This is a genomic window from Paramesorhizobium salinisoli (genome assembly GCF_003335045.1).
In the GTDB taxonomy this organism is placed as follows: Bacteria; Pseudomonadota; Alphaproteobacteria; order Rhizobiales; family Rhizobiaceae; genus Paramesorhizobium; species Paramesorhizobium salinisoli.
Genome location: NZ_QOZG01000008.1, coordinates 158,702 through 178,427, shown reverse-complemented (window position 1 = coordinate 178,427; position 19,726 = coordinate 158,702). Strand labels below are relative to the sequence as shown.

At 61.1% G+C, this 19,726-nt stretch carries 21 protein-coding genes and 1 riboswitch; of the genes, 12 read left to right on the top strand and 9 right to left on the bottom strand.

Annotated elements, in window-relative coordinates:
* The first annotated feature begins 148 nt into the window (after window positions 1–148).
* Window positions 149–628, top strand: coding sequence for a YaiI/YqxD family protein (locus DUT91_RS18805; RefSeq protein ID WP_114442037.1), 480 nt, complete (start codon window positions 149–151; stop codon window positions 626–628).
* 6 nt (window positions 629–634) lie between these two features.
* Here the strand turns inward: DUT91_RS18805 and DUT91_RS18800 are convergent, their stop codons facing one another.
* Entirely contained in the window at window positions 635–1,255 is a 621-nt protein-coding gene (locus tag DUT91_RS18800) for a LysE family translocator (RefSeq protein ID WP_114442036.1), read from the bottom strand.
* A 132-nt stretch (window positions 1,256–1,387) separates the two neighbouring features.
* The gene (tlpA, locus tag DUT91_RS18795) at window positions 1,388–2,089 is read right to left on the bottom strand and encodes a thiol:disulfide interchange protein TlpA (RefSeq protein WP_114442035.1); all 702 of its coding nucleotides are present in this window, start codon (window positions 2,087–2,089) and stop codon (window positions 1,388–1,390) included.
* A gap of 40 nt (window positions 2,090–2,129) precedes the next feature.
* On the opposite strand from tlpA, the gene argH reads away from it, so the two are divergent.
* The 4 genes from argH (at window position 2,130) to DUT91_RS18775 (ending at window position 7,850) form a co-directional block, all read left to right on the top strand.
* Window positions 2,130–3,530, top strand: coding sequence for an argininosuccinate lyase (argH, locus tag DUT91_RS18790; protein ID WP_114442034.1), 1,401 nt, complete (start codon window positions 2,130–2,132; stop codon window positions 3,528–3,530).
* Window positions 3,531–3,610: 80 nt separating this feature from the next.
* Entirely contained in the window at window positions 3,611–3,796 is a 186-nt protein-coding gene (lptM, locus tag DUT91_RS18785) for an LPS translocon maturation chaperone LptM (protein WP_114442033.1), read from the top strand.
* 43 nt (window positions 3,797–3,839) lie between these two features.
* Window positions 3,840–5,117, top strand: coding sequence for a diaminopimelate decarboxylase (gene lysA / locus DUT91_RS18780; RefSeq protein ID WP_114442032.1), 1,278 nt, complete (start codon window positions 3,840–3,842; stop codon window positions 5,115–5,117).
* A gap of 132 nt (window positions 5,118–5,249) precedes the next feature.
* Window positions 5,250–7,850: a TIGR02302 family protein gene (locus tag DUT91_RS18775; protein ID WP_114442031.1), complete on the top strand. Its 2,601-nt coding sequence runs from the start codon at window positions 5,250–5,252 to the stop codon at window positions 7,848–7,850.
* 23 nt (window positions 7,851–7,873) lie between these two features.
* Here DUT91_RS18775 and hpt read toward each other — a convergent pair whose 3' ends face one another.
* Window positions 7,874–8,410, bottom strand: a complete 537-nt coding sequence (gene hpt / locus DUT91_RS18770; RefSeq protein ID WP_114442030.1) for a hypoxanthine phosphoribosyltransferase — start codon at window positions 8,408–8,410, stop codon at window positions 7,874–7,876.
* A 98-nt stretch (window positions 8,411–8,508) separates the two neighbouring features.
* Window positions 8,509–9,105: a hypothetical protein gene (locus tag DUT91_RS18765; protein WP_114442029.1), complete on the bottom strand. Its 597-nt coding sequence runs from the start codon at window positions 9,103–9,105 to the stop codon at window positions 8,509–8,511.
* Between the two features lie 195 nt (window positions 9,106–9,300).
* On the opposite strand from DUT91_RS18765, the gene ftsE reads away from it, so the two are divergent.
* The 4 genes from ftsE to DUT91_RS18745 all read left to right on the top strand — a co-directional run bounded on the left by ftsE (window position 9,301) and on the right by DUT91_RS18745 (window position 12,743).
* Window positions 9,301–9,960, top strand: a complete 660-nt coding sequence (gene ftsE / locus DUT91_RS18760) for a cell division ATP-binding protein FtsE (RefSeq protein WP_114442028.1) — start codon at window positions 9,301–9,303, stop codon at window positions 9,958–9,960.
* A 4-nt stretch (window positions 9,961–9,964) separates the two neighbouring features.
* Window positions 9,965–10,945 (top strand): cell division protein FtsX, encoded by a 981-nt coding sequence (locus tag DUT91_RS18755; RefSeq protein WP_245419802.1) that lies wholly within the window; start codon window positions 9,965–9,967, stop codon window positions 10,943–10,945.
* Window positions 10,946–11,061: 116 nt separating this feature from the next.
* Entirely contained in the window at window positions 11,062–11,829 is a 768-nt protein-coding gene (locus DUT91_RS18750) for a YdcF family protein (protein WP_245419794.1), read from the top strand.
* Window positions 11,830–11,954: 125 nt separating this feature from the next.
* Window positions 11,955–12,743: a lysophospholipid acyltransferase family protein gene (locus tag DUT91_RS18745; RefSeq protein ID WP_425373816.1), complete on the top strand. Its 789-nt coding sequence runs from the start codon at window positions 11,955–11,957 to the stop codon at window positions 12,741–12,743.
* 3 nt (window positions 12,744–12,746) lie between these two features.
* On the opposite strand, the gene DUT91_RS18740 is transcribed toward DUT91_RS18745, so the two are convergent.
* Window positions 12,747–13,283 carry a gamma-glutamylcyclotransferase gene (locus DUT91_RS18740; RefSeq protein ID WP_114442025.1) on the bottom strand — a complete coding sequence of 179 codons (537 nt, stop codon included), beginning with the start codon at window positions 13,281–13,283 and terminating at the stop codon, window positions 12,747–12,749.
* 60 nt (window positions 13,284–13,343) lie between these two features.
* Between DUT91_RS18740 and DUT91_RS18735 the strand changes: the two genes are divergently transcribed.
* A complete protein-coding gene (locus tag DUT91_RS18735) occupies window positions 13,344–14,360 on the top strand; it encodes a DUF2125 domain-containing protein (protein ID WP_114442024.1) in 1,017 nt (338 codons plus the stop codon).
* Here the strand turns inward: DUT91_RS18735 and DUT91_RS18730 are convergent.
* Both DUT91_RS18730 and hisC read right to left on the bottom strand, forming a co-directional pair.
* Window positions 14,346–15,278, bottom strand: a complete 933-nt coding sequence (locus tag DUT91_RS18730; protein WP_114442023.1) for a prephenate/arogenate dehydrogenase family protein — start codon at window positions 15,276–15,278, stop codon at window positions 14,346–14,348. The two genes, DUT91_RS18735 and DUT91_RS18730, sit on opposite strands and share 15 nt — an antisense overlap.
* 5 nt (window positions 15,279–15,283) lie before the next feature.
* Window positions 15,284–16,381: a histidinol-phosphate transaminase gene (hisC, locus tag DUT91_RS18725; protein WP_114442022.1), complete on the bottom strand. Its 1,098-nt coding sequence runs from the start codon at window positions 16,379–16,381 to the stop codon at window positions 15,284–15,286.
* 174 nt (window positions 16,382–16,555) lie between these two features.
* Window positions 16,556–16,633, top strand: a riboswitch (SAM riboswitch).
* 54 nt (window positions 16,634–16,687) lie between these two features.
* Here hisC and DUT91_RS18720 point away from each other — a divergent pair.
* Window positions 16,688–17,623 (top strand): homoserine O-succinyltransferase, encoded by a 936-nt coding sequence (locus tag DUT91_RS18720; RefSeq protein ID WP_114442101.1) that lies wholly within the window; start codon window positions 16,688–16,690, stop codon window positions 17,621–17,623.
* Window positions 17,624–17,647: 24 nt separating this feature from the next.
* On the opposite strand, the gene DUT91_RS18715 is transcribed toward DUT91_RS18720, so the two are convergent.
* Window positions 17,648–18,421, bottom strand: coding sequence for a class I SAM-dependent methyltransferase (locus DUT91_RS18715; RefSeq protein WP_114442021.1), 774 nt, complete (start codon window positions 18,419–18,421; stop codon window positions 17,648–17,650).
* Between the two features lie 15 nt (window positions 18,422–18,436).
* A complete protein-coding gene (locus DUT91_RS18710) occupies window positions 18,437–18,679 on the bottom strand; it encodes a hypothetical protein (RefSeq protein WP_245419793.1) in 243 nt (80 codons plus the stop codon).
* Window positions 18,680–18,984: 305 nt separating this feature from the next.
* Between DUT91_RS18710 and aqpZ the strand changes: the two genes are divergently transcribed.
* Window positions 18,985–19,671, top strand: coding sequence for an aquaporin Z (gene aqpZ, locus DUT91_RS18705; RefSeq protein WP_114442019.1), 687 nt, complete (start codon window positions 18,985–18,987; stop codon window positions 19,669–19,671).
* Window positions 19,672–19,726 lie beyond the last annotated feature (55 nt).

Genomic DNA, 19,726 nt, shown 5'->3' with positions numbered 1-19,726 from the left:
ATCCGGACTTGCGTAAAAAGCAGACGATTTGGCCCCTGCCCTTATTCTCATCGGACGGCGCAGGCTAGTTCAATATTTTGATCGCAGCATTCACCTGGAGAACAGGACGCCTTGCAACGCCCCGATACCTCTGCCATCTGATGACGGCATGAGTGAACAATCCCGCCCCATCATCATCTATGTCGATGCCGATGCCTGTCCGGTGAAGGCCGAAATCTACCGTGTCGCAGAGCGACATGGGGTGAAAGTCTATGTCGTCGCCAATAGTTTCATCGCAATTCCGCGCGATCCGCTGATCGAGCGGGTAATCGTGCCGAGTGGCCTCGACGTAGCCGATGACTGGATCGCCGAACGCGCCGGACCGGGCGCCATCGTCGTCACCGCGGATATCCCGCTGGCGAGCCGGGCCATCAATGCCGGTGCCGCGGCAATCGCCCCCAATGGCCGCGCCTTCACCGAGGCCTCCATCGGCAACGTGCTCGCGACCCGCAATCTCATGGAGGGACTGCGCTCCGCAGGGCAGATCACCGGCGGCCCCCCGCCCTTTGCCGCCCGCGATCGGTCGGCCTTTCTCTCAGCCCTCGAACTCGCCATCATCAGGTGGAAGCGCGGTGGCTTCACCGCCTGATGGATTTCAGGAGGAGCGCATCGTGGCGGTGGCGACGCCCGCGCCGATCAGAAGCGTGCCGCCGGCGCGGTTGAAGATGCCGATGGCGCGCGGACTGCGAAAGAGCCTCCGCGCCCGCGTCGCCGCAAGCGCGTAGCCGAAGGCATTGGCAAAAGCCAGAACCAGGAACGTCGCCTCGAAGATCACCAACTGCGTCATGAAGTCCAGGTGCGGATCGAGGAACTGCGGCAGGAACGCCACGAAGAAGGTGATGCTCTTCGGATTGAGTGCCGTCACTAACCAGGCATGCGCCAGCATCCGCCCAGGCGACGCCGTACCCTGCCGCGCCTCAGCCTCCATTGTGCCGCCGGCGCGGAAAAGCTTGACCCCCAGCCAGATGAGATAGGCGGCACCGATCCATTTGACCGCCGTGAAGACCGTTGCGGACGCCGCCAGCAGCGCGCCGACGCCGAGCATGGACAGCGTCATGGCCGTGAAATCGCCGAGCGCCACGCCAAACGCCATGGGAAACGCCGTGCGCCATCCCTGGCCGAGCGCATAGGAAACGACGAGCAGCACCGTCGGTCCCGGGATGAGTACGAGAATTGCCGATGCCGCGGTAAAGGCAAGCCAGGTTTCAATGGTCATGAACGGCGCTCCTTGAGCATGATCTCGAAAAGATGCAAACTTTTCGGATAAGACCATGCGGCTAAACCCAAGTTTCGGGAGCGAAGCAATCCAGAAAAACCGTCGCCTGTCCAGAGCTGTCAGGGGTTAATTCTACTGGTCTATCTTCCTGGCCGCCGCGATGAGCTTTTTCGCATCGTCTCCCGCCCAGTCGGCGGGGCCGTTCATCGCCGCGATCTGGCAGCCATCCTTGTCGACAAGCATCGTCACCGGCAGGCCGAAGGCAAGGTTCTTCCGCTTCAGTTCGTTGAAGACACCCATCGTTGCGTCCCGGTAGAGGTTAAGGGAGCGAACACCGGTTTCGGAGAGATCGGAGAGAAAAGCCTTCGGTTTGGTATCATCGCCGGTGTCGATATTGATCGCGACCACCTGGAAATCCTCGCCGCCCTCCTCCGCCTGCAGCTTGTCGAGCGCCGGCATCTCCTCGCGGCAAGGCGCACACCACGTTGCCCAGAGATTGACCAAGAGCGTCTTGCTCTTGAAATCGGCAAGCGTCATCCGCCTGCCGTCCGGCCCGGTAAATGCGAGGTTCTGCACCGGCTGCGGCGTTTCGGCGGCGCGCATCGCCGCGACAGAACCGGTCGCCGCCGCGTCGAGCGCCTTCGCGGCGTCGGCCTTCATCGCGCACTGCCCGCCGTCCGCCGCAATGTCGATCGATTGAGCGACATTGCCAGAAGGCCGTTCCATCACGTATACCGCCACGGCACCGGCGATAAGGCCTGCGAGACCGGCAAGAAGAACAATCCTTCCGCTTCCAGGTTTTTCGGCTTTACCGTCTTTGCTGCCTGCTGCCATACCTAGATCTTTCCTGCGTTTCTTTTCCAGAGGCTCGACCATGACCGAACAAAAGTCCAGCAACGAAATGTGGGGCGGCCGCTTCGCATCCGGTCCCGACGCGATCATGGAAGAGATCAACGCCTCGATTGGCTTCGACCGAAAACTCTATGCCCAGGACATCCGCGGCTCGCTCGCCCATGCCGCCATGCTCGCCAAGACCGGCATAATTGCGGCCGATGATCACGACAAGATCGCAGGCGGCCTGAACACGATATTGTCAGAGATCGAGAGCGGCAAATTCGCCTTCTCGCGCAAGCTCGAAGACATTCACATGAATATCGAAGCACGGCTGGCCGAACTGATCGGCCCCGCCGCCGGGCGCCTGCACACGGCCCGCTCGCGTAACGACCAGGTGGCGGTGGACTTCCGCCTCTGGGTCAAGGACGAGCTCGGCAGGATGGCGTCCGCGCTGAAGGCATTGATCGAAGCCTTTCTCGAGCGCGCCGAGGAGCACGCGGCAACGGTGATGCCGGGCTTTACCCATCTCCAGACCGCGCAGCCGGTGACCTTCGGCCATCATTGCATGGCCTATGTCGAAATGTTCGGACGCGACCTCTCCCGCGTGCGCGACGCCATCGAACGCCTCGACGAATCCCCCTTGGGCGCCGCCGCGCTCGCCGGTACCGGCTTCGGCATTGACCGTCACATGACGGCAAAGGCGCTTGGCTTCCGCGAGCCGACGCGCAATTCCATCGACAGTGTTTCGGATCGCGACTATGCGCTGGAATTCCTCAGCCTCGCCGCGATCTCAGCCACGCATCTCTCGCGCCTTGCCGAGGAGATCGTCATCTGGTCGACGCCGCAGTTCAACTTCATCCGGCTCTCCGACGCCTTCTCCACCGGCTCGTCGATCATGCCGCAGAAGAAGAACCCCGACGCAGCCGAACTGGTCCGCGCCAAGACCGGCCGGATTACGGGATCGCTCGTTGGCCTTCTCACGGTGATGAAGGGCCTGCCGCTCGCCTATTCCAAGGACATGCAGGAGGACAAGGAAGCTGTCTTCGACGCTGTCGAAACGCTCGAACTGGCGCTCGCCGCGATGACCGGCATGGTCCGCGACCTGACCGTCAATACGGCTTCGATGAAAAAAGCGGCGGGCTCCGGCTATTCGACTGCCACTGACCTCGCTGACTGGCTCGTGCGCGAACTGGGAATGCCCTTCCGCGAAGCGCACCATGTAACCGGGCGCGCCGTGGCGCTTGCCGAAGCCAGGAAATGCGACCTGGGCAAGCTGTCGCTCGAAGAGCTGCAATCGATCCATCCCGGCATCACCGAGGCCGTGTTCGGCTTCCTTACGGTGGATAAATCGGTCCGCAGCCGCCAGTCCTATGGCGGGACCGCGCCGCAGGAAGTGCGCCGCCAGATCAGGTTCTGGAAAAAGCGCATCGCCAAGGCATGAGGGCGGATCAAGTGGGGGTGCAATGCCTCCATATTTCCGCTAGATAAAGGCAACACCAACACGGGTTCAGGACCAACCGCATGACAGGCCGTTCCTTCATCTCGACCCTTCTCCTTGCCGCAGCCCTCGGCAGCGCCCTTTCAGCCTGCGGTCGTCGCGGCGATCTCGAGCCGCCCCCCTCAGCGGTCATTACCGACGAGAACGGCCACACCAAGCCGAAACCGAAAGAGGATAAGCCCTTCATCCTCGACAAGCTGATCCAGTAGCCGCGCGATCATCCATCGGCTGCGCCACAAGAGCATCAAGACCTTGAACCATTTCGACTATCGCGACGGCGTCCTGCACGCCGAGAATGTCAGCGTCGCGGATATCGCGGCGGCGGTCGGCACACCGTTCTACTGCTATTCCACCGCCACGCTCGCGCGCCACTACCGCGTCTTCTCGGAAGCCTTCGCCGATATGGACGCGCTGGTCTGCTATGCGCTCAAGGCCAATTCCAACCAGGCGGTGCTGAAAACGCTGGCGAAGCTCGGTTCCGGCGCCGATGTCGTCTCGGAAGGCGAATTGCGCCGTGCGCTGGCGGCAGGCATCCCGGCGGACAAGATCGTCTTTTCCGGCGTCGGCAAGAAGGCCGATGAGATGGATTTCGCGCTCGCCGCCGGCATCCGCTGCTTCAATGTCGAATCCGAACCGGAACTGGAACTGCTTTCCGCTCGTGCCGTCGCGGCGGGAAAAATCGCCCCCGTCTCCTTGCGCATCAATCCTGATGTGGATGCGCGGACCCATGCCAAGATCTCCACTGGCAGGGCCGAGAACAAGTTCGGCATTCCGCGCCAGAAAGCGCGCGCGGTCTATGCCAGGGCGGCAAATCTGCGGGGCCTTCGCGTGGCCGGAATCGACATGCATATCGGTAGCCAGATCACCGAACTGCAGCCCTTCGACGATGCCTTCGCCTTGCTCGCCGAATTGGTCGCCCAGTTGAAGGCGGATGGACACGCCATCGAGCATGTCGATCTCGGCGGCGGGCTCGGCATTCCCTACCGCACCGACAACAATCCGCCGCCCTTGCCGGACGCCTATTCGGCCATCGTGCGCAAGCATATCCGCCCTCTCGGCCTTAAGACGATCTTCGAGCCCGGACGGCTGATCGTCGGCAACGCCGGTATCCTGGTTTGCGAAGTCATTTTCGTGAAGGAAGGCGACGCCAAGAATTTCATTATTGTCGATGCCGCGATGAACGACCTGATTCGCCCGACGCTCTACGATGCGTTCCACGATATCCGTCCCATTGCAGCGCCCGGGGACGGGCAGCGCCGCATCCGCGCCGACATTGTCGGTCCGGTCTGCGAGACGGGCGATTATCTCGGCCAGGACCGCGAAATGCCCTATCCCTCGCCCGGCGATCTGGTCGCGATTATGACGGCAGGCGCCTATGGCGCGGTGCAATCCGGCACTTACAACACCAGGCTGCTGATCCCCGAAGTGCTGGTCGACGGCGATCGCTATCACGTGGTGCGTCCGCGCACCGGCTATGACGAGTTGATCGGCCTCGATTCCGTGCCCGACTGGCTCTGCGACGAGCGGTAACGCCCGCCGCGCATATAAAAAACGGCGCCGGAGCGGCTTTTTTCACGCAAAGTCTCGTCTTTGCCACGATGAGTGCTATTCTAAAGATAATATAACGCCGCGTGCGCGCGGCCGGCTTTGAACGAGGCGAGCATGGCAGATCGACGTGACGACATGCCCGGAACCGATACCGTCGAGACGGAGGCACTTGCGGCCATCCGCCGGGTCCGTTTTACCGCCTTCCTTTCGATGACATTCGAGCGGCTGTGGCCGCTCATCCTGCCGCTTGTCATTCTCGCTGCCCTCTTCGCCGCCATTGCTTGGCTCGGTCTGTTTCCGCGCATGCCGGGCTGGCTGCATATCGGCCTGCTTGGCGCCTTCGCCATCGCAGGCCTCGCCGCCCTCTATCTGGCCACGCGCCTGCGCATTCCCACAGGGCCGGAAATCGACCATCGGCTGGAAACGGCCAATCTGCTGGTCCACGAGCCTATTTCAGTCCAGACCGATGCGATGGCCTCCGGCAATCACGATCCCTTCGCCAAGGCGCTGTGGGACGAACATCGCCGCCGCATGGCGGAAAAGCTGAAGGACCTGCACGGCGGTACGCCTCGACCGCGTATTCCGGAGCGTGATCCCTGGGGCCTGCGCGCCGTCGTCGCCCTGCTTTTCGTCACTGCGCTCGCCTACGCGAGCGGCCCGTCCGGGGGCAGCCTTTTCGATGCCCTCCATATCCGCTACGGCGCGGGCGGCATTCCCCCGCGCATCGACGCATGGGTGACACCGCCCCGCTATACCGGTCGCGCCCCAATCTTCCTGACGTCGCAGACCAACAGCAGCGAAACGAGCTTCACGGTCCCGCAGGGCAGCGTCGTAGCCGTGCGGGTCATCGGCGGCAATGGCAATGAAACGCTCACCGCGACCGAGGCGGATGGAGCGGAACAGGAAATCACGCCCGCCGCCACAAAAGACGCTTCCGCGCCGGCAAACGACCAAACTACGGCCCCTGCGGCTGTAACAAACGCCCGCAATTTCCAGTTTCCGCTGGAAAAACAGACGGAAATCAATCTTTCCGGTAGCGGCACACGCGCCAATTGGTCCTTTGCCGTCATTCCCGACAGGCCGCCGCTCGTCCGCTTCACCAAGGATCCGAGCCGCGCGCTGAACGGCACGCTGGAACTTGCCTATTCCATCGACGACGATTACGGCGCCGCCAAGGGACGTGCCGAGATCGTCGAGGCCAAGCCGCCTGCCGCCGGTGCCCGCCCGCTCTTCGAGGCGCCTGATGTGCCGCTCGTCCTGCCACGCCGGGGCGGCGCAGGCCCGAAAGAGGCGATCACGTCCAAAGATATCACCGAGCATCCATGGGCCGGTTCGGAAGTTCGGCTGACCCTGGTGGCCGACGACGATGCCGGGCAGGAAGGCCGGAGCGAGACGAAGACCCTCGTTCTTCCCGAGCGCCCCTTCTCCAACCCGCTGGCGCGTGCCGTCGTCGAACAGCGGCGGATGCTGGCGCTGGACGCCAATCAGCGCGATCGCGTGTTCGACATGCTGAGCGCCATCACCTTGCGCCCCGAGGACACGATCAGGAACGCAACGCACTATCTCGCCCTGCGCAGCGTCTATTCCAGGCTCCAGTTCGCCCGTAATGACGACCAGCTTCGCGATGTCGTCGCCTATATGTGGCAGGTGGCGCGCGGCATTGAGGACGGCCAGCTGACGGACGCGGAAAAACGGCTGCGACAGGCCCAGGAGGCACTGAAGCAGGCGATCCAGAATGGCGCAAGTCCCGAGGAGATCGAAAAGCTGATGGCCGAGCTGCGCCAGGCGATGCAGGATTTCCTGCGTGAATTCGCCCAGCGCCAGCAGCAGAACCCGAATGCCCAGCAGGCGCCCGATCCCAACATGCAGATGCTGACGCAAAAGGATCTCGACCGGATGATGGACCAGATCGAGAACCTTGCGAAGCAGGGCTCCCGCGACCAGGCGCAGCAGCTTCTGTCACAGCTACAAAACATGATGAATAATCTGCAGATGGGCCAGAACCAGCAGGGCCAGCAAGGGCAACAGGGCCAGCAAGGCCAGATGAACCAGCAGATGAACAAGCTAGGCGACCTGATGCGGCGCCAGCAGGAGATGATGAACGAGACCTTCCGACTGGACCAGCAGATGCAGGGGAGCCAGGGACAGCAAGGCGAGGAGGGAGAAGAAGGGCAGGAAGGCCAGAATGGTCAACAGGGCCAGCAGGGCCAGATGACCCACGAACAGCTTGCCGAGGCCATGCGCAAGCTGCAGAAGGGCCAGGGCCAGCTCCAGTCGGAACTCCAGCAGTTGATGGACAGCCTTAAAGGCATGGGCATGGATCCCGGAAAAGAGATGGGCGAAGCCGGGCAATCGATGGGACGTGCCGGCGAGGCGCTGGGGCAGGCCCAGGGCGGAGAAGCCACCGACCAGCAGGGTAATGCGCTCGACGCGTTGCGCCGCGGCGCGCGTGATATGATGCAGCAGATGCAGCAGGCCATGGGCCAGAACGGCCAAAATGGAAACCGTGGCCGGCAACCAGGCGACGATCGTGATCCGCTCGGCCGCCCGCGCGCCAACACCGGTCCGGATTTCGGCGAAGGCACCAAGGTTCCCGGCGAGATCGACATTCAGCGCGCCCGGCAGATCCTCGAAGAGATTCGCCGCCGTCTCGGCAATTCGCTAAGTCCTCAGGTCGAAAAGGACTATCTGGAGCGGCTGCTTAAATTCGACTGAGTAGCGCTCCTGAGGAATGACGGTTAGTCCTTGACCCAGCCCACGAACGGCAATTGCCGGAAGGCGTGGCCGACATCCATTCCATAACCCACGACGAAATAGTCAGGACATTCGAATCCCTTGAAGTCGGCTTCGATGTCGGTCTTGCGGCGCACCGATTTGTCGAGCAGCACGGCAATCGAAACGCTGCGCGCACCTCGCTCCAGCATCAGATCGCGCACGAATTTCAACGTTTTGCCCGATTCGAGAATATCGTCGATCAAAAGCACGTCGCGCCCTGATACATCGCTGTCGATATCGCGCAGGAGCCGCACCTGGCCGCTTTCGGTGCCTGCCCCATAGCTCGAGACGGTGATGAACTCGACATGCGGCTCAACGCCGACATCGTGCATGGCGCGGATCAGGTCGGCAGCGAAGATAAAGGAGCCCTTCAGGATCGAGATCACCAGCAGGTCGTGAAAATGGCCGTCGGAGATCTGCCGCGCCAGATCCAGATTGCGCGCCGCGATGTCTTCCGCGCTGAATAGCGTTTCGATGGTCTTGCCGCCGACTTCGGGCATCGGATGTTCTCCGCCTGTGTGATTGCCGAGTTTTGAAGCTACCGCTTATGCACGACCGGACGAAACCGGAAAAGAGCGAATATTGCCTTGGTGCGGGTTTATCGCGACAGCCTGACACCCACCGTCTTCACCCCGTCCTCAAGCGCGGGCAGGCGGCTGGAAAAGGTGAGGCTTTCGCCCGGCCCTATTGTCAGCCCCCGTGTCCCCAGATAGTGGTCGCGTTTCGCGCCCGTCCGGCCCTCGACGGTCACGGCAATTTCTGGAACCGGATCGGGTCTCAAGCCCTCGTTGCGGACGGTTGCGGCCACGAAGATCACCTCACGGCCGCCATGCGCCTCGATGCGTGTATTGATATGGCTGAGCTTCATGCCGTCAGGGCCAGTCTGACTGGCCAGCAAATACGCCGCGACCACATGGCCGCCGGTCATCCAGAACGCGCCAAAGGCGGTAAGCAGCACCAGAACCCAATAGGCCGCGCCGGGTAATCCCGCCTGATCAGACGCGAAATGATTCCGGGTTCCGGTTTTGAGGATCGAGAGTTGGTTGGGCTGACGCAGGATCGGCGCGAGTGAAACCGGCTTCTCCCGCAGGCCGGCGTCTTGCGATACGACGCTCCAGAATTCAGCGTCCTCCACCGTCCCATCTGTGCCGAAGCCGGATGTTTCGGGAATTCTTTTTCGGGCAATCTCTGCCATCGTGCAGTCACTTTCCCCTGCGCAATTGCACCCAGGCAGCAGCCGAAGACTGAATGAAAATGGTTAATCCTTTCCTTCTCGCCTTGGGGTGAGGCTTCTCCATGAAGCCGAACCTATTTTAACGTGCGGTTAACCATAGCATTGAATGGTCATTCCGGCTTATGAACCATCCATGAAGTCCGGGACTATTGCATCGTGATTCGCTTCGAGAATGTCGGACTGCGCTATGGTATGGGTCCTGAGGTCCTGCGCGACGTCAGCTTTCATATTCCGGCGCGTTCCTTCCAGTTTCTCACCGGCCCCTCTGGCGCCGGCAAGACGTCGCTGCTGCGCCTTTTGTTTATGGCGCTGAAGCCGACGCGCGGGCTGATCAATGTCTTCGGCAAGGATATCGCCACCCTGGACCGTAGCGAACTGCCGCTGTTGCGACGCCGCATCGGCGTGGTGTTCCAGGATTTCCGCCTCCTCGACCACATGACCACGTATGAGAATGTGGCGCTGCCGCTGCGTGTGCGCGGCAAGGAGGAAGCGGCCTATCGCGCTGAAGTCGAGGAACTCCTGCAGTGGGTCGGGCTCGGCGAACGCATGGGCGTGCTGCCACCAGTGCTTTCGGGCGGCGAGAAACAGCGTGCGGCGATCGCGCGCGCCCTGATCGACCAGCCTGAAATCCTGCTCGCGGACGAGCCGACGGGCAATGTCGATCCACCGCTTGCCCGCCGTCTCCTGCGCCTTTTCGCCGAGCTGAACCGTTCGGGTACCGCCGTCATTATCGCCACCCACGACCTGACACTGATGGAGCAGGTCAATGCCCGCCGCATGATTCTCGATCATGGGAGGCTCGACATCTATGAATGAAATCATGCAGCGCCTCGATATAGCTCGTGAGGCGCTTTTCGAGTTGGCCGACCGCTGGCGCAAGCGCCAAGGCCAGACGCCTATCGTGCCGCAGGGCAACGTCGCCGGCACGGCGCTCATCATCGTTATCGCCATCATGACCTTCCTCGCTTGCCTGACGCTTGGCGGCGTCAGCCTCGTCCGGGATTCCGCCGCCACATGGCAGAGCCAGATTTCCAAGGAAGCGACCATCCAGATCAGGCCGGTCGAGGGCCAGGACATGGAAGCGCTTCTGGCGCAGGCCAGCAAGATCGCCCAGGGCTTCGCCGGCGTGACCTCGACGCGCATCATCGACCGGGCAGCCACCGCTCGCTTGCTTGAGCCGTGGCTGGGCACCGGCCTCGACATCGATGAACTGCCCGTGCCGCGACTGGTCGTCGTGTCGATCGATGAGGCCGCGCCACCCGATTTTGAAACGTTACGCGCCGAACTCGTTCGCAGCGTGCCCGGCGCAAGTTTCGATGACCATCGCACATGGGTCGATCGTCTTGTCTCCATGGCGCGTACGACCGTGTTGATCGGCATGAGCGTACTTGTCCTCGTCATCGCCGCGACGGTGCTCACCGTCATCTTCGCCACCCGTGGCGCGATGGCCGGCAACGACCACATCATCGAAGTGCTTCATTTCATCGGCGCCGAAGCGAAATTCGTTGCCCGCGAATTCGAGCGGCACTTCTTCCGCACCGCACTGAAAGGCGCGCTCTGCGGCGGCGGCGCCGCTGTACTGGTGTTCCTGCTTGTTTCCTGGTGGTCGTCGCGCAATCTTGCCACGCCCGAGGCCGATCAGGCAGCAGCGCTTTTCGGCAATTTCGCCATCGGGAGGGATGGCTATTTCGGCGTGGCGATCATCATCCTGCTCGTCAGTGTGCTGACCATGCTGACGACGCGCTTGACCGTCATCACGCAGTTGAAGGAGATGGACAACCGTGGATCGGAATCCATCTGAGGAGATAACTTTCAAGTGAGGAAATCTTTTCATCCTGACATATTGGAAGGCGGAATTTTGTCCCCCAGCCGCAATCAAGGCTATCCTGCGCCGCATTTGCTGGGTACCATAGGGCGATGGAGCCGCATTTCGCCACGGTCGCTCCGGTGGAGGAGAGCCATCAGGGGCAATATGTTGAGGATCTCGTCGTTGTTTCGCGGCCTTCCGTTGCGCCGCGCCGCCGCCTGCTGATCCCGATCATGACCCGCCTGCTTGCCCGACTGCGTAAATTTTTCCAACCCGTCACGCTCCTGTTGTTCGGCCTCGTGCTGGTTTTCGCGGTGGGCTTTCTCGCGTTCAGCGACAAGGTGACCAATATGCGCGAGCCGGCATCCGTTCCGGCGGCTGACGGCATCATCGTGCTGACCGGCGGTCAGTCCCGCATTGAAACGGCCATCGCCCTCCTCAAAGGCCAGCACGGCAAGCGGCTCCTCATCAGCGGCGTGCACCCCTCCACGAAACGCCAGGCGCTGCAGCGCTTCACCCACGCCGATGACGCCCTGTTCAATTGCTGCATCGATATCGACCGTTCGGCGCAGGATACCGTCGGCAACGCCACGGAAAGCGCCAAATGGGTTAAGGCGAACGATTACCGCCGCATTATCGTCGTCACCAACAATTACCACATGCCGCGCAGCATGGCCGAACTGTCCCGCGCCATGCCTGATGTCGAATTTATCCCCTATCCCGTGGTCAGGACCGATCTGAACCAGGATAGCTGGATCAAGCAGGGCGATGCGCTGCGCGTCCTTATGACCGAATATGTCAAATATCTGGGATCAATGGCGCGAGCGGCCATCTCTGCCCCGCAGATCGCCGAAAGCAGCGCCCCTTCCGGCGCATGACCTTCCGTAAATCTTCGATAAAGCCGGTCCCATACGCTTTCTCGTCTGGAATCCCGCCCCGTCCTGCTATATCGATGACGCCGTTCGGCTACTCCACTCCCTAAACCGAAATTGGTGCCCGCTTGATGATCGTCATCCGTTCATTGCTGTTCAACGCGGCATTCTACGCCAATATCATCATCCAGATGATCGTGCTCACGCCCGTCTATTTTCTCATGCCGCGCAAGAAGGCATGGATGGTGCCGAAGAACTGGGCTCTGTCAAATCTCTGGCTGCAGAAGATGATCGTCGGCACCGATTATGTCATTGATGGATTGGAAAACATCCCCGAGGGCGCTTATATCTGCGCGCCCAAGCATCAATCCTTCTGGGACGTCTTCGCCTTTCTGCCGCGTCTCGACGATCCCGTGATGATTCTCAAGCGGGAGTTGATGTGGATACCCCTGTTCGGCTGGTATGTCGCCAAGATGCGCATGATCCCGATTGACCGCGGAACCCGCACCAAGGCGCTGCGTTCGATCGTGCTCGGCGCCAAGAAAGCCATCGCCGATGGCCGCCAGATCCTGATCTATCCCGAAGGCACCCGTCGCCCGCCCGGTGCGCCGCCCCAGTATAAATACGGCATCACCCATATCTATGCCGAACTCGGCTTGCCTGTCATTCCCATCGCGCACAATGCCGGCCTTTACTGGCCGCGCCGCAAATTCCGCCGCTATCCGGGCACGATACGCTGTCGCGTCCTTCCGCCTATCGAGCCCGGCCTCGACAAGGACGTTTTCCTGAAGCGGCTGATCGAGGTGACTGAAGCCGCCTGTGACGAGTTGCTGCTCGAAGCGGCGAAGGGTCCAAACCCGCCCCCCATGCCACCAACGGCGGTCGAGAGATTGAAGGAGCTGGGTTTCGAGCCCCGCTAATCCTTAAGCACGGAATTCATCGCCGGCGCTGATCATCGTCGCCACGCTTTCCAGCCAATGATCGCGAATGCCCATCTTGCGCAAATGCTCGACAGTGCTGATGACATAATCGACATTGGGCCCCGACTGGCCGTAAGCGCTTGCGACAATTTCAGCCGCCCTCTCCGCCGGCAGAGCGCCGGCATATTGCTGGTGATCACGGTCGGCGACATACACCACCGCCTCGACAAAACGTCCGTCGCCGAGGCGCAGCGGCAGGCGCCGTTCCAAATAGACATTCGTGACGAGCTCTCGAGCCCTGAGATAGGCGAGCACCTCGCCGGCGAGATCGCCCGGAACTCGAAAGGCAAGGCCGAGACATGAACCGCCCCGGTCGAGCCCGAGCACCAGTCCCGGATGCTCCGGCGTGCCGCGATGGATATGCGAGCGGATGCAAAGCGCCCTTCTATAGCCATAAAGTCGGGCGCGGACCGTTTCCACATGGGCAAAACCTGGCTTCCACATCAGGGAACCATAGCCAAACACCCAAAAATCGCCCATATCCATTCCAGTTGTTGACTAGTAATCAATTGCACATCGATCGTTAACGGGGCTCCCGCCATGGCGTCAAGCGTCTCATCCAGAAGCAACAAGAAGGCCTTCCTGTTATTGGTGGCCGGCGTTCTCATCGCTGTCGCTGCCTATACGGCAGGCTGGTATTATCTGGCGGAGAAAATTGAAGCCCGCGCCAAAAGCGACCTGGCTGGACTGAGCGCCAGGGGTATTTCGGCGAACTGCGAAGACCTTCGCACCACGGGCTATCCCCTGCGCATCGATATCGTCTGCGACAGCATTTCGTGGCGCCGTTCCAATGCCGGTATTTCGTTTTTAGCCGGGCGTATCATTTCCGGATCGCCCGTCTATGCGCCGCGCAGCCTGACCAATGAAATTGTCGGGCCGGCGTTCATCGGCATACCAGGCCTTGTGCCGCTCGAATTGCGCTGGGAGAGACTGACGACGAGCACGCAGCTCATCCGTCCGGTGCCCTCCCAAATTTCCACTGTCGCCAAGGGCCTGCATATTGCCGTGCGCACGCAGACGACCAGCGCAACGCCGCTTGCCGAAATCGCCAATCTCAAATTCGATGCAAGCGGCTTCAACGGCCCGCTGCAGACGAATTTCAGCTTCGATGGGCTGAAGCTTTCGCAGATGATCACGGGAGACACGCCCGTTCCCACGCTATCTGGATCGGCCGACATACAGTTTTCGGATGCCACAGCCTTGCTCCAGCCGAGATCTGGCCCCATTGAGGAACGCCTACGCGGACAATCCGGCGAAATCAAAAGCGCTATTCTCACCCTCCCATCGGGAGGCTCGCTGTCGCTTTCCGGCCCGTTCTCGGTGGATGCTGACGGCGTGATCGACGGCACGTTCCATGTAAGCCTTATCAACCCGCCGGCGCTTGCCGAAGCGGCGCGCATGGCCTTTCCCGATCAGGATCGCAACATCGCCACGGTGCTTTTTGCCCTGTCGGCCATGCCGAAGGACGAGAACGGCGCGCCCACCATCATGGTCAATGTCAGGCGCGGCAAGGCCATAGCGGGTTTCATTCCACTAGGTACTCTACCCACCCTTTGAGATGGTTGCCTGACGGCCGAAATCGGGCGCGTCCACTTCCTGCCCGGCCTCGATGATGCCGCGGCGCACGGCCCGCGTCCGCGTGAACAGCTCGAAAAGCGCATCGCCGTCACCCCAGCGGATGGAGCGCTGAAGCGAGGCCAGATCCTCCGAGAAGCGGCCGAGCATCTCCAGGATCGCATCCCGGTTGTTCAGGCATACATCGCGCCACATCGTTGGGTCGGACGAGGCGAGCCGGGTGAAATCGCGGAAACCCGAAGCGGAATATTTGATCACTTCCGATTTGGTCACCTGTTCCAGATCGCTCGCCGTGCCGACGATGTTGTAGGCGATGAGGTGCGGCAAGTGCGAAACGATGGCCAGGACCAGATCATGGTGCTGCGGATCCATCTGGTCGACCCGCGAACCGCAGGCTTCCCAGAACGCCGTCAGCTTGGCCAGAGCCGCCGCGTCGACATCCGGCAGCGGTGTCAGGATGCACCAGCGGTTGGTGAAAAGCTCCGCAAAGCCGGCATCGGGACCGGAATATTCAGTACCCGCCAGCGGATGGCCGGGGATGAAATGCACGCTTGGCGGCAGTTCCGGCTGCATCTGCGCGATAACGGAAGCCTTGGTCGATCCGACGTCGCTGACGATGGCGCCGTCTTTCAGATTGCCGGCGATCTGTTGCGCCACCAGGCCGGAAGATCCGACCGGCACCGAGACGATCACCAGATCCGCATCCCGCACCGCCTCCGCGTTCTCGGTGGTGTAGCTGTCGCCAAGCCCCAGCTCTTCGGCCCGCTTCAGCGTTTCAGCGCTTCGTGTGGCAATGACGATGCTACCCGCCAGCCCTTCACGCTTGATGACGCGCGCCAGCGACGAACCGATGAGCCCGACGCCGATCAGCGCTATTTTGTCGAAATGGATTTTGGACATTCGCGTTACTTCAAAAATTCGGACAGGGCGGCAACGACGCCGCGATTGGCTTCTTCGGGGCCGACGGTCAGGCGCAGCGCATTGGGGAACCCGTAAGCCCCGACGCGGCGCAGGATATAGCCCTTGGATACCAGATAGGCGTCCGCCTGCTCCGCCGATTTTTCGGGAGCGTCGGGAAAATGCACCAGCAGGAAATTGGCGACCGAAGGCGTGACCCGAAGGCCGAGCGCCGTCAGCTCAGCATCGAGCCACCGAAGCCATTTGTCATTGAAGGCAACCGCTGTCTCAACATGCGCACGGTCCCGGATCGCCGCCGCGCCCGCTGCGATCGCCGCGCTGTTCAAGTTGAACGGTCCGCGCACCCGGCCGACGGCGTCGATCACATGCGCGGGCGCATACATCCAGCCGATGCGCAGACCGGGTAGCCCGTGGATCTTGGAAAAGGTGCGCGTCATCACCGCGTTTTCATTCGACGACACCAGTTCCACTCCGGCTTCATAATCGTTGCGCCGGACATATTCCGCATAGGCGGCGTCCAGCACCAGGAGCACGGTCTTTGGCAAGCCGGCATGCAACCGCCGCACTTCCTCGAACGGCAGATAGGTGCCGGTCGGATTGCTCGGATTGGCAATGAAGACGAGCTTGGTGCGCGACGTTACCGCTTGAAGAATGGCATCGACATCGATGCGCTCGTCCTTTTCCTTGACCGTTACCGGCGTCCCGCCCGCGGCAATCGTCTGGATCTTGTAGATGAGGAAGCCGTGTTCGGTGACGATGGCCTCGTCGCCGGCGGCAAGATAGGTCTGCGCCAGAAGACCGAGCAGTTCATCCGATCCGTTTCCGCATATGATATTGGCCAGGTTCAGCCCCTGCGTTTCGGCAATAGCCTCCCTCAACGCCTTTGCCTGCCCGTCGGGATAGACGTCCAGCCGATGCGCAGCCTCACGATAGGAAGTGAGCGCATGGGGGCTCGGGCCCAGTGGCGTCTCGTTTGCGGAAAGCTTGTAGACCTTTGTCGCACCCGGCGCGGATTCCTTGCCGGGGACATAGGCCGCGATATTGAGGATACCGGCTTTCGGGCGGGGGCGGTCGAGGGAAGCCATCAAGTCGTCCTATCACTGGAGCATGATCTCGAAGAAACAGACTTTCCGATAAGATCATGCGGCTAATAACAACTTGGCGAAGGATACCCGCGTCAACCTGATGCATCCTGCTCCAAGGTCGCCTCCTTTAGCTTATCAGCTCCATTGACGCAAAGGGGCGGCCAGCTTAAAAGTATCACCACTTGTGGTGATTTGGCCGGCCGGCTTGCAGCCACGTAAAACAAATCGCTAAATGGCCGATGGATAGACAATTCATTGGAACCGGCCGCGATTTCGTTGCCGGTTTTTTTGTTTGGAGTTTATGCGATGCCAATCAAGATCCCTGATGAGCTTCCTGCCCGCGAAGTACTCGCGCGCGAAGGTGTATCCGTCATGGATGAACGCACCGCGCTTCGCCAGGACATCCGTCCGTTACAGATCGGCCTTCTCAACCTGATGCCGAATAAAATGCGCTCGGAGACGCAATTCGCTCGTCTGATCGGCACCACGCCGCTTCAGGTGGAGCTGACCCTGGTGCGTATCGGAAACCACAAGCCCAAGAACACGTCCGAGGACCATCTCATTGCCTTCTACCAGACGTGGGAGGAGATAGCGGCACGAAAGTTCGATGGCTTCATCATAACGGGCGCACCCGTGGAGCTTTTGCCCTTCGAGAACGTCACCTATTGGGACGAACTCACGCGCATCCTGGATTGGACGACCACAAACGTCCATTCGTCCTTCTTCATCTGCTGGGGGGCAATGGCCGCCGCCTGGCATTTCCATCGCCTTCCCAAACATACGTTGGAAAAAAAGGCCTTCGGCGTGTTCAGGCACCGCAACAATGCGCCCGCCTCGCCCTATCTTTCCGGATTTTCGGATGACTTTGCCATTCCCGTTTCCCGCTGGACAGAGGTGCGGTCCGCCGATATCCCCCCCGGCTCAGGCCTTCAGGTACTGATGGAATCCGATGTGACCGGCCCCTGCCTGCTCACCGAACCGACGGGCAACCGGCTCTATATGTTCAACCACATCGAATATGATTCCATCTCGCTCAAGGAGGAATATGATCGCGATGTAGCCGCCGGCGTGCCGATCGAAGTGCCGCACGACTACTATCCCTATGACGATCCGTCCCGCCCGCCGCTCAATCGCTGGCGCTCGCACGCCCATCTGCTCTTCGGCAACTGGATCAATCAGATGTACCAGACAACGTCTTACGAGCTTGAAAATGTCGGCACTCTGCAACGCGCCCGGCCCTGAAATACAGCGCAAGCGGTCTTCCGCTCAAACGTGCAATTTATCGCCTGATTTGCCCGATATCTCCCCTCGATGCATGGCGGAGCCCTGCGGGGCCAGCACCGGAACGAAGACGCGGCGCGAGGAGCGCTGCGCCACCGGAAGTCCCTGATAGAGCCGTTTTGTCGCCTCGACCACCAATACGCCACCGAAGATCGGCCATAGCCTTCGCCCCATCCGCTCCAGAAGAGCGGCCGGACGCTGCATCCAGCGACGTGTGGCGGGCGGAAAATGCAGCGCCTCCACCACCGTCCCGGCAGTGAAATTGGCCTCGCGCAGCGCCCGGACGAGTTGACCGCGACTATAGGGCCGGCCGCTTCCGAAAGGCGTATGCTCGAACCGCGCCCAGACGCCACGACGGTTTGGCACAACAATCACCAGCCGTCCATTCGGCGCCAGCACGCGCCACATCTCCTTCAGCGTCTCACCGGGATTTTCCGAATGCTCCAGCGCATGCACGAGCAGGATGCGATCGACGGAGGACTCCGGCAGCGGCAGTTCCTCGTCGAAGATCAGCGCCGTGGCGCACGCCTCGACGGATGGCCAGCCGATCGCCCCCTGCCCCGCCGGCATGAAGGCAAAAGTGCGCTCCGTATCGGCGTGGAAGCGATCGAGATAAGGCAAGGTATAGCCGATGCCGACCAGGCGCTCCTCCGGCAGTTTCGACCATAGCGGCGATAGCGCCATGACGATGGCGCGCTCCACCAGATGCCCTAGGGCAGAAGCGTAGAAGGATCGAAAATCGATGATGTCTGGATGCATGGCCGATACGCACCATTAATCCCAGCAGCCGAGATTCCTGCCGCGCAGATTGTGGGAATCGATATCGACAACCAGACGCGGATCGCTACGCATCAGTGCCAGGATCGTGCGCTGCTTGAGATCGATCTTCTGCCAGCCGGCACACTCCTTCGGCAGTATCACCGTCTCGACGGCGAATTTCTCGGACCATGCCGTGGCCGTGCAGGCCGAGAGGCCGACCAAAAGGGGAAGGGTTAGAATACCAACGAAATTTCGCATATGCATGTGACCAGCCGACGCTCCAGCCATCCTGTCCTCCGGGTTTCAACGTATCTGGCGCCCCCCGCAGCGCCACACCGCATACCTTACATACACCGCGATGGATTTCACGTCGATTGCCGTGATCCCAAAGCCATGCAGGTTTTCGTCGAAATATCCTCTCTTCAAGCTCTTGCTGCTGTTTTGAAGACGCTTTTCGAAAAAGCGGCCTCGATCTTTCAGTATTGCCGACAGTAAAAAGCCGGAATATGTTTTCCCGAATATTGATTCGCTTCACGCTATGCGCTCATCCACTGGGGGAACACATGTTGAACAAACTGTCCGCCGAGTTTTTCGGCACTTTTTGGCTGGTCTTTGGCGGTTGCGGAAGCGCGATCCTTGCTGCGGCATTTCCCGATCTCGGCATCGGCTTCCTCGGCGTCGCCCTTGCTTTCGGCCTGACCGTCCTGACAATGGCCTACGCCGTCGGCGGTATTTCCGGCGGCCATTTCAATCCCGCCGTCTCGCTCGGTCTGGCCGTGGCCGGCCGCTTTGACTGGAAGGACCTGATCCCTTACTGGATCGCTCAGGTCGTCGGCGCGATTGCGGCAGGCGCCGTTCTTTACCTCGTCGCTTCAGGAAAGGCCGGCTATATGCCGGGCGGCTTCGCTTCCAACGGTTATGGCGAGCTTTCGCCGGGCGGTTATAATCTGACCGCTGCGCTGATCATCGAAATCGTCTTGACCGCCTTCTTCCTCATCATCATCCTCGGCTCGACCTCATCGACGGCCCCGGCAGGTTTCGCTCCCATAGCCATCGGCCTGGGCCTGACGCTGATTCATCTGATATCGATCCCGGTGACTAATACCTCGGTCAACCCGGCGCGCTCGACGGGAGCGGCACTGTTCGCCGAAACCGCGGCATTGAGCCAGCTCTGGCTGTTCTGGGTGGCGCCGCTGATCGGCGCTGCGATCGGCGCCATCATCTGGAAGGCGCTGATCGGCAGGGATTGATCCCGACGCTGAGACGTAAAACGAAAGACCGGCGATCTGCCGGTCTTTTTTTATT

Excerpts from the sequence above, each read along its gene's own strand:
- DUT91_RS18805 (WP_114442037.1), top strand. The coding sequence starts at position 149 with ATGAGTGAACAATCCCGCCCCATCATCATCTATGTCGATGCCGATGCC.
- DUT91_RS18800 (WP_114442036.1), bottom strand. The coding sequence starts at position 1,255 with ATGACCATTGAAACCTGGCTTGCCTTTACCGCGGCATCGGCAATTCTC.
- tlpA (WP_114442035.1), bottom strand. The coding sequence starts at position 2,089 with ATGGCAGCAGGCAGCAAAGACGGTAAAGCCGAAAAACCTGGAAGCGGA.
- argH (WP_114442034.1), top strand. The coding sequence starts at position 2,130 with ATGACCGAACAAAAGTCCAGCAACGAAATGTGGGGCGGCCGCTTCGCA.
- lptM (WP_114442033.1), top strand. The coding sequence starts at position 3,611 with ATGACAGGCCGTTCCTTCATCTCGACCCTTCTCCTTGCCGCAGCCCTC.
- DUT91_RS18775 (WP_114442031.1), top strand. The coding sequence starts at position 5,250 with ATGGCAGATCGACGTGACGACATGCCCGGAACCGATACCGTCGAGACG.
- hpt (WP_114442030.1), bottom strand. The coding sequence starts at position 8,410 with ATGCCCGAAGTCGGCGGCAAGACCATCGAAACGCTATTCAGCGCGGAA.
- DUT91_RS18765 (WP_114442029.1), bottom strand. The coding sequence starts at position 9,105 with ATGGCAGAGATTGCCCGAAAAAGAATTCCCGAAACATCCGGCTTCGGC.
- DUT91_RS18755 (WP_245419802.1), top strand. The coding sequence starts at position 9,965 with ATGCAGCGCCTCGATATAGCTCGTGAGGCGCTTTTCGAGTTGGCCGAC.
- DUT91_RS18750 (WP_245419794.1), top strand. The coding sequence starts at position 11,062 with ATGGAGCCGCATTTCGCCACGGTCGCTCCGGTGGAGGAGAGCCATCAG.
- DUT91_RS18745 (WP_425373816.1), top strand. The coding sequence starts at position 11,955 with ATGATCGTCATCCGTTCATTGCTGTTCAACGCGGCATTCTACGCCAAT.
- DUT91_RS18740 (WP_114442025.1), bottom strand. The coding sequence starts at position 13,283 with ATGGGCGATTTTTGGGTGTTTGGCTATGGTTCCCTGATGTGGAAGCCA.
- DUT91_RS18735 (WP_114442024.1), top strand. The coding sequence starts at position 13,344 with ATGGCGTCAAGCGTCTCATCCAGAAGCAACAAGAAGGCCTTCCTGTTA.
- DUT91_RS18730 (WP_114442023.1), bottom strand. The coding sequence starts at position 15,278 with ATGTCCAAAATCCATTTCGACAAAATAGCGCTGATCGGCGTCGGGCTC.
- hisC (WP_114442022.1), bottom strand. The coding sequence starts at position 16,381 with ATGGCTTCCCTCGACCGCCCCCGCCCGAAAGCCGGTATCCTCAATATC.
- DUT91_RS18720 (WP_114442101.1), top strand. The coding sequence starts at position 16,688 with ATGCCAATCAAGATCCCTGATGAGCTTCCTGCCCGCGAAGTACTCGCG.
- DUT91_RS18715 (WP_114442021.1), bottom strand. The coding sequence starts at position 18,421 with ATGCATCCAGACATCATCGATTTTCGATCCTTCTACGCTTCTGCCCTA.
- DUT91_RS18710 (WP_245419793.1), bottom strand. The coding sequence starts at position 18,679 with ATGCGAAATTTCGTTGGTATTCTAACCCTTCCCCTTTTGGTCGGCCTC.
- aqpZ (WP_114442019.1), top strand. The coding sequence starts at position 18,985 with ATGTTGAACAAACTGTCCGCCGAGTTTTTCGGCACTTTTTGGCTGGTC.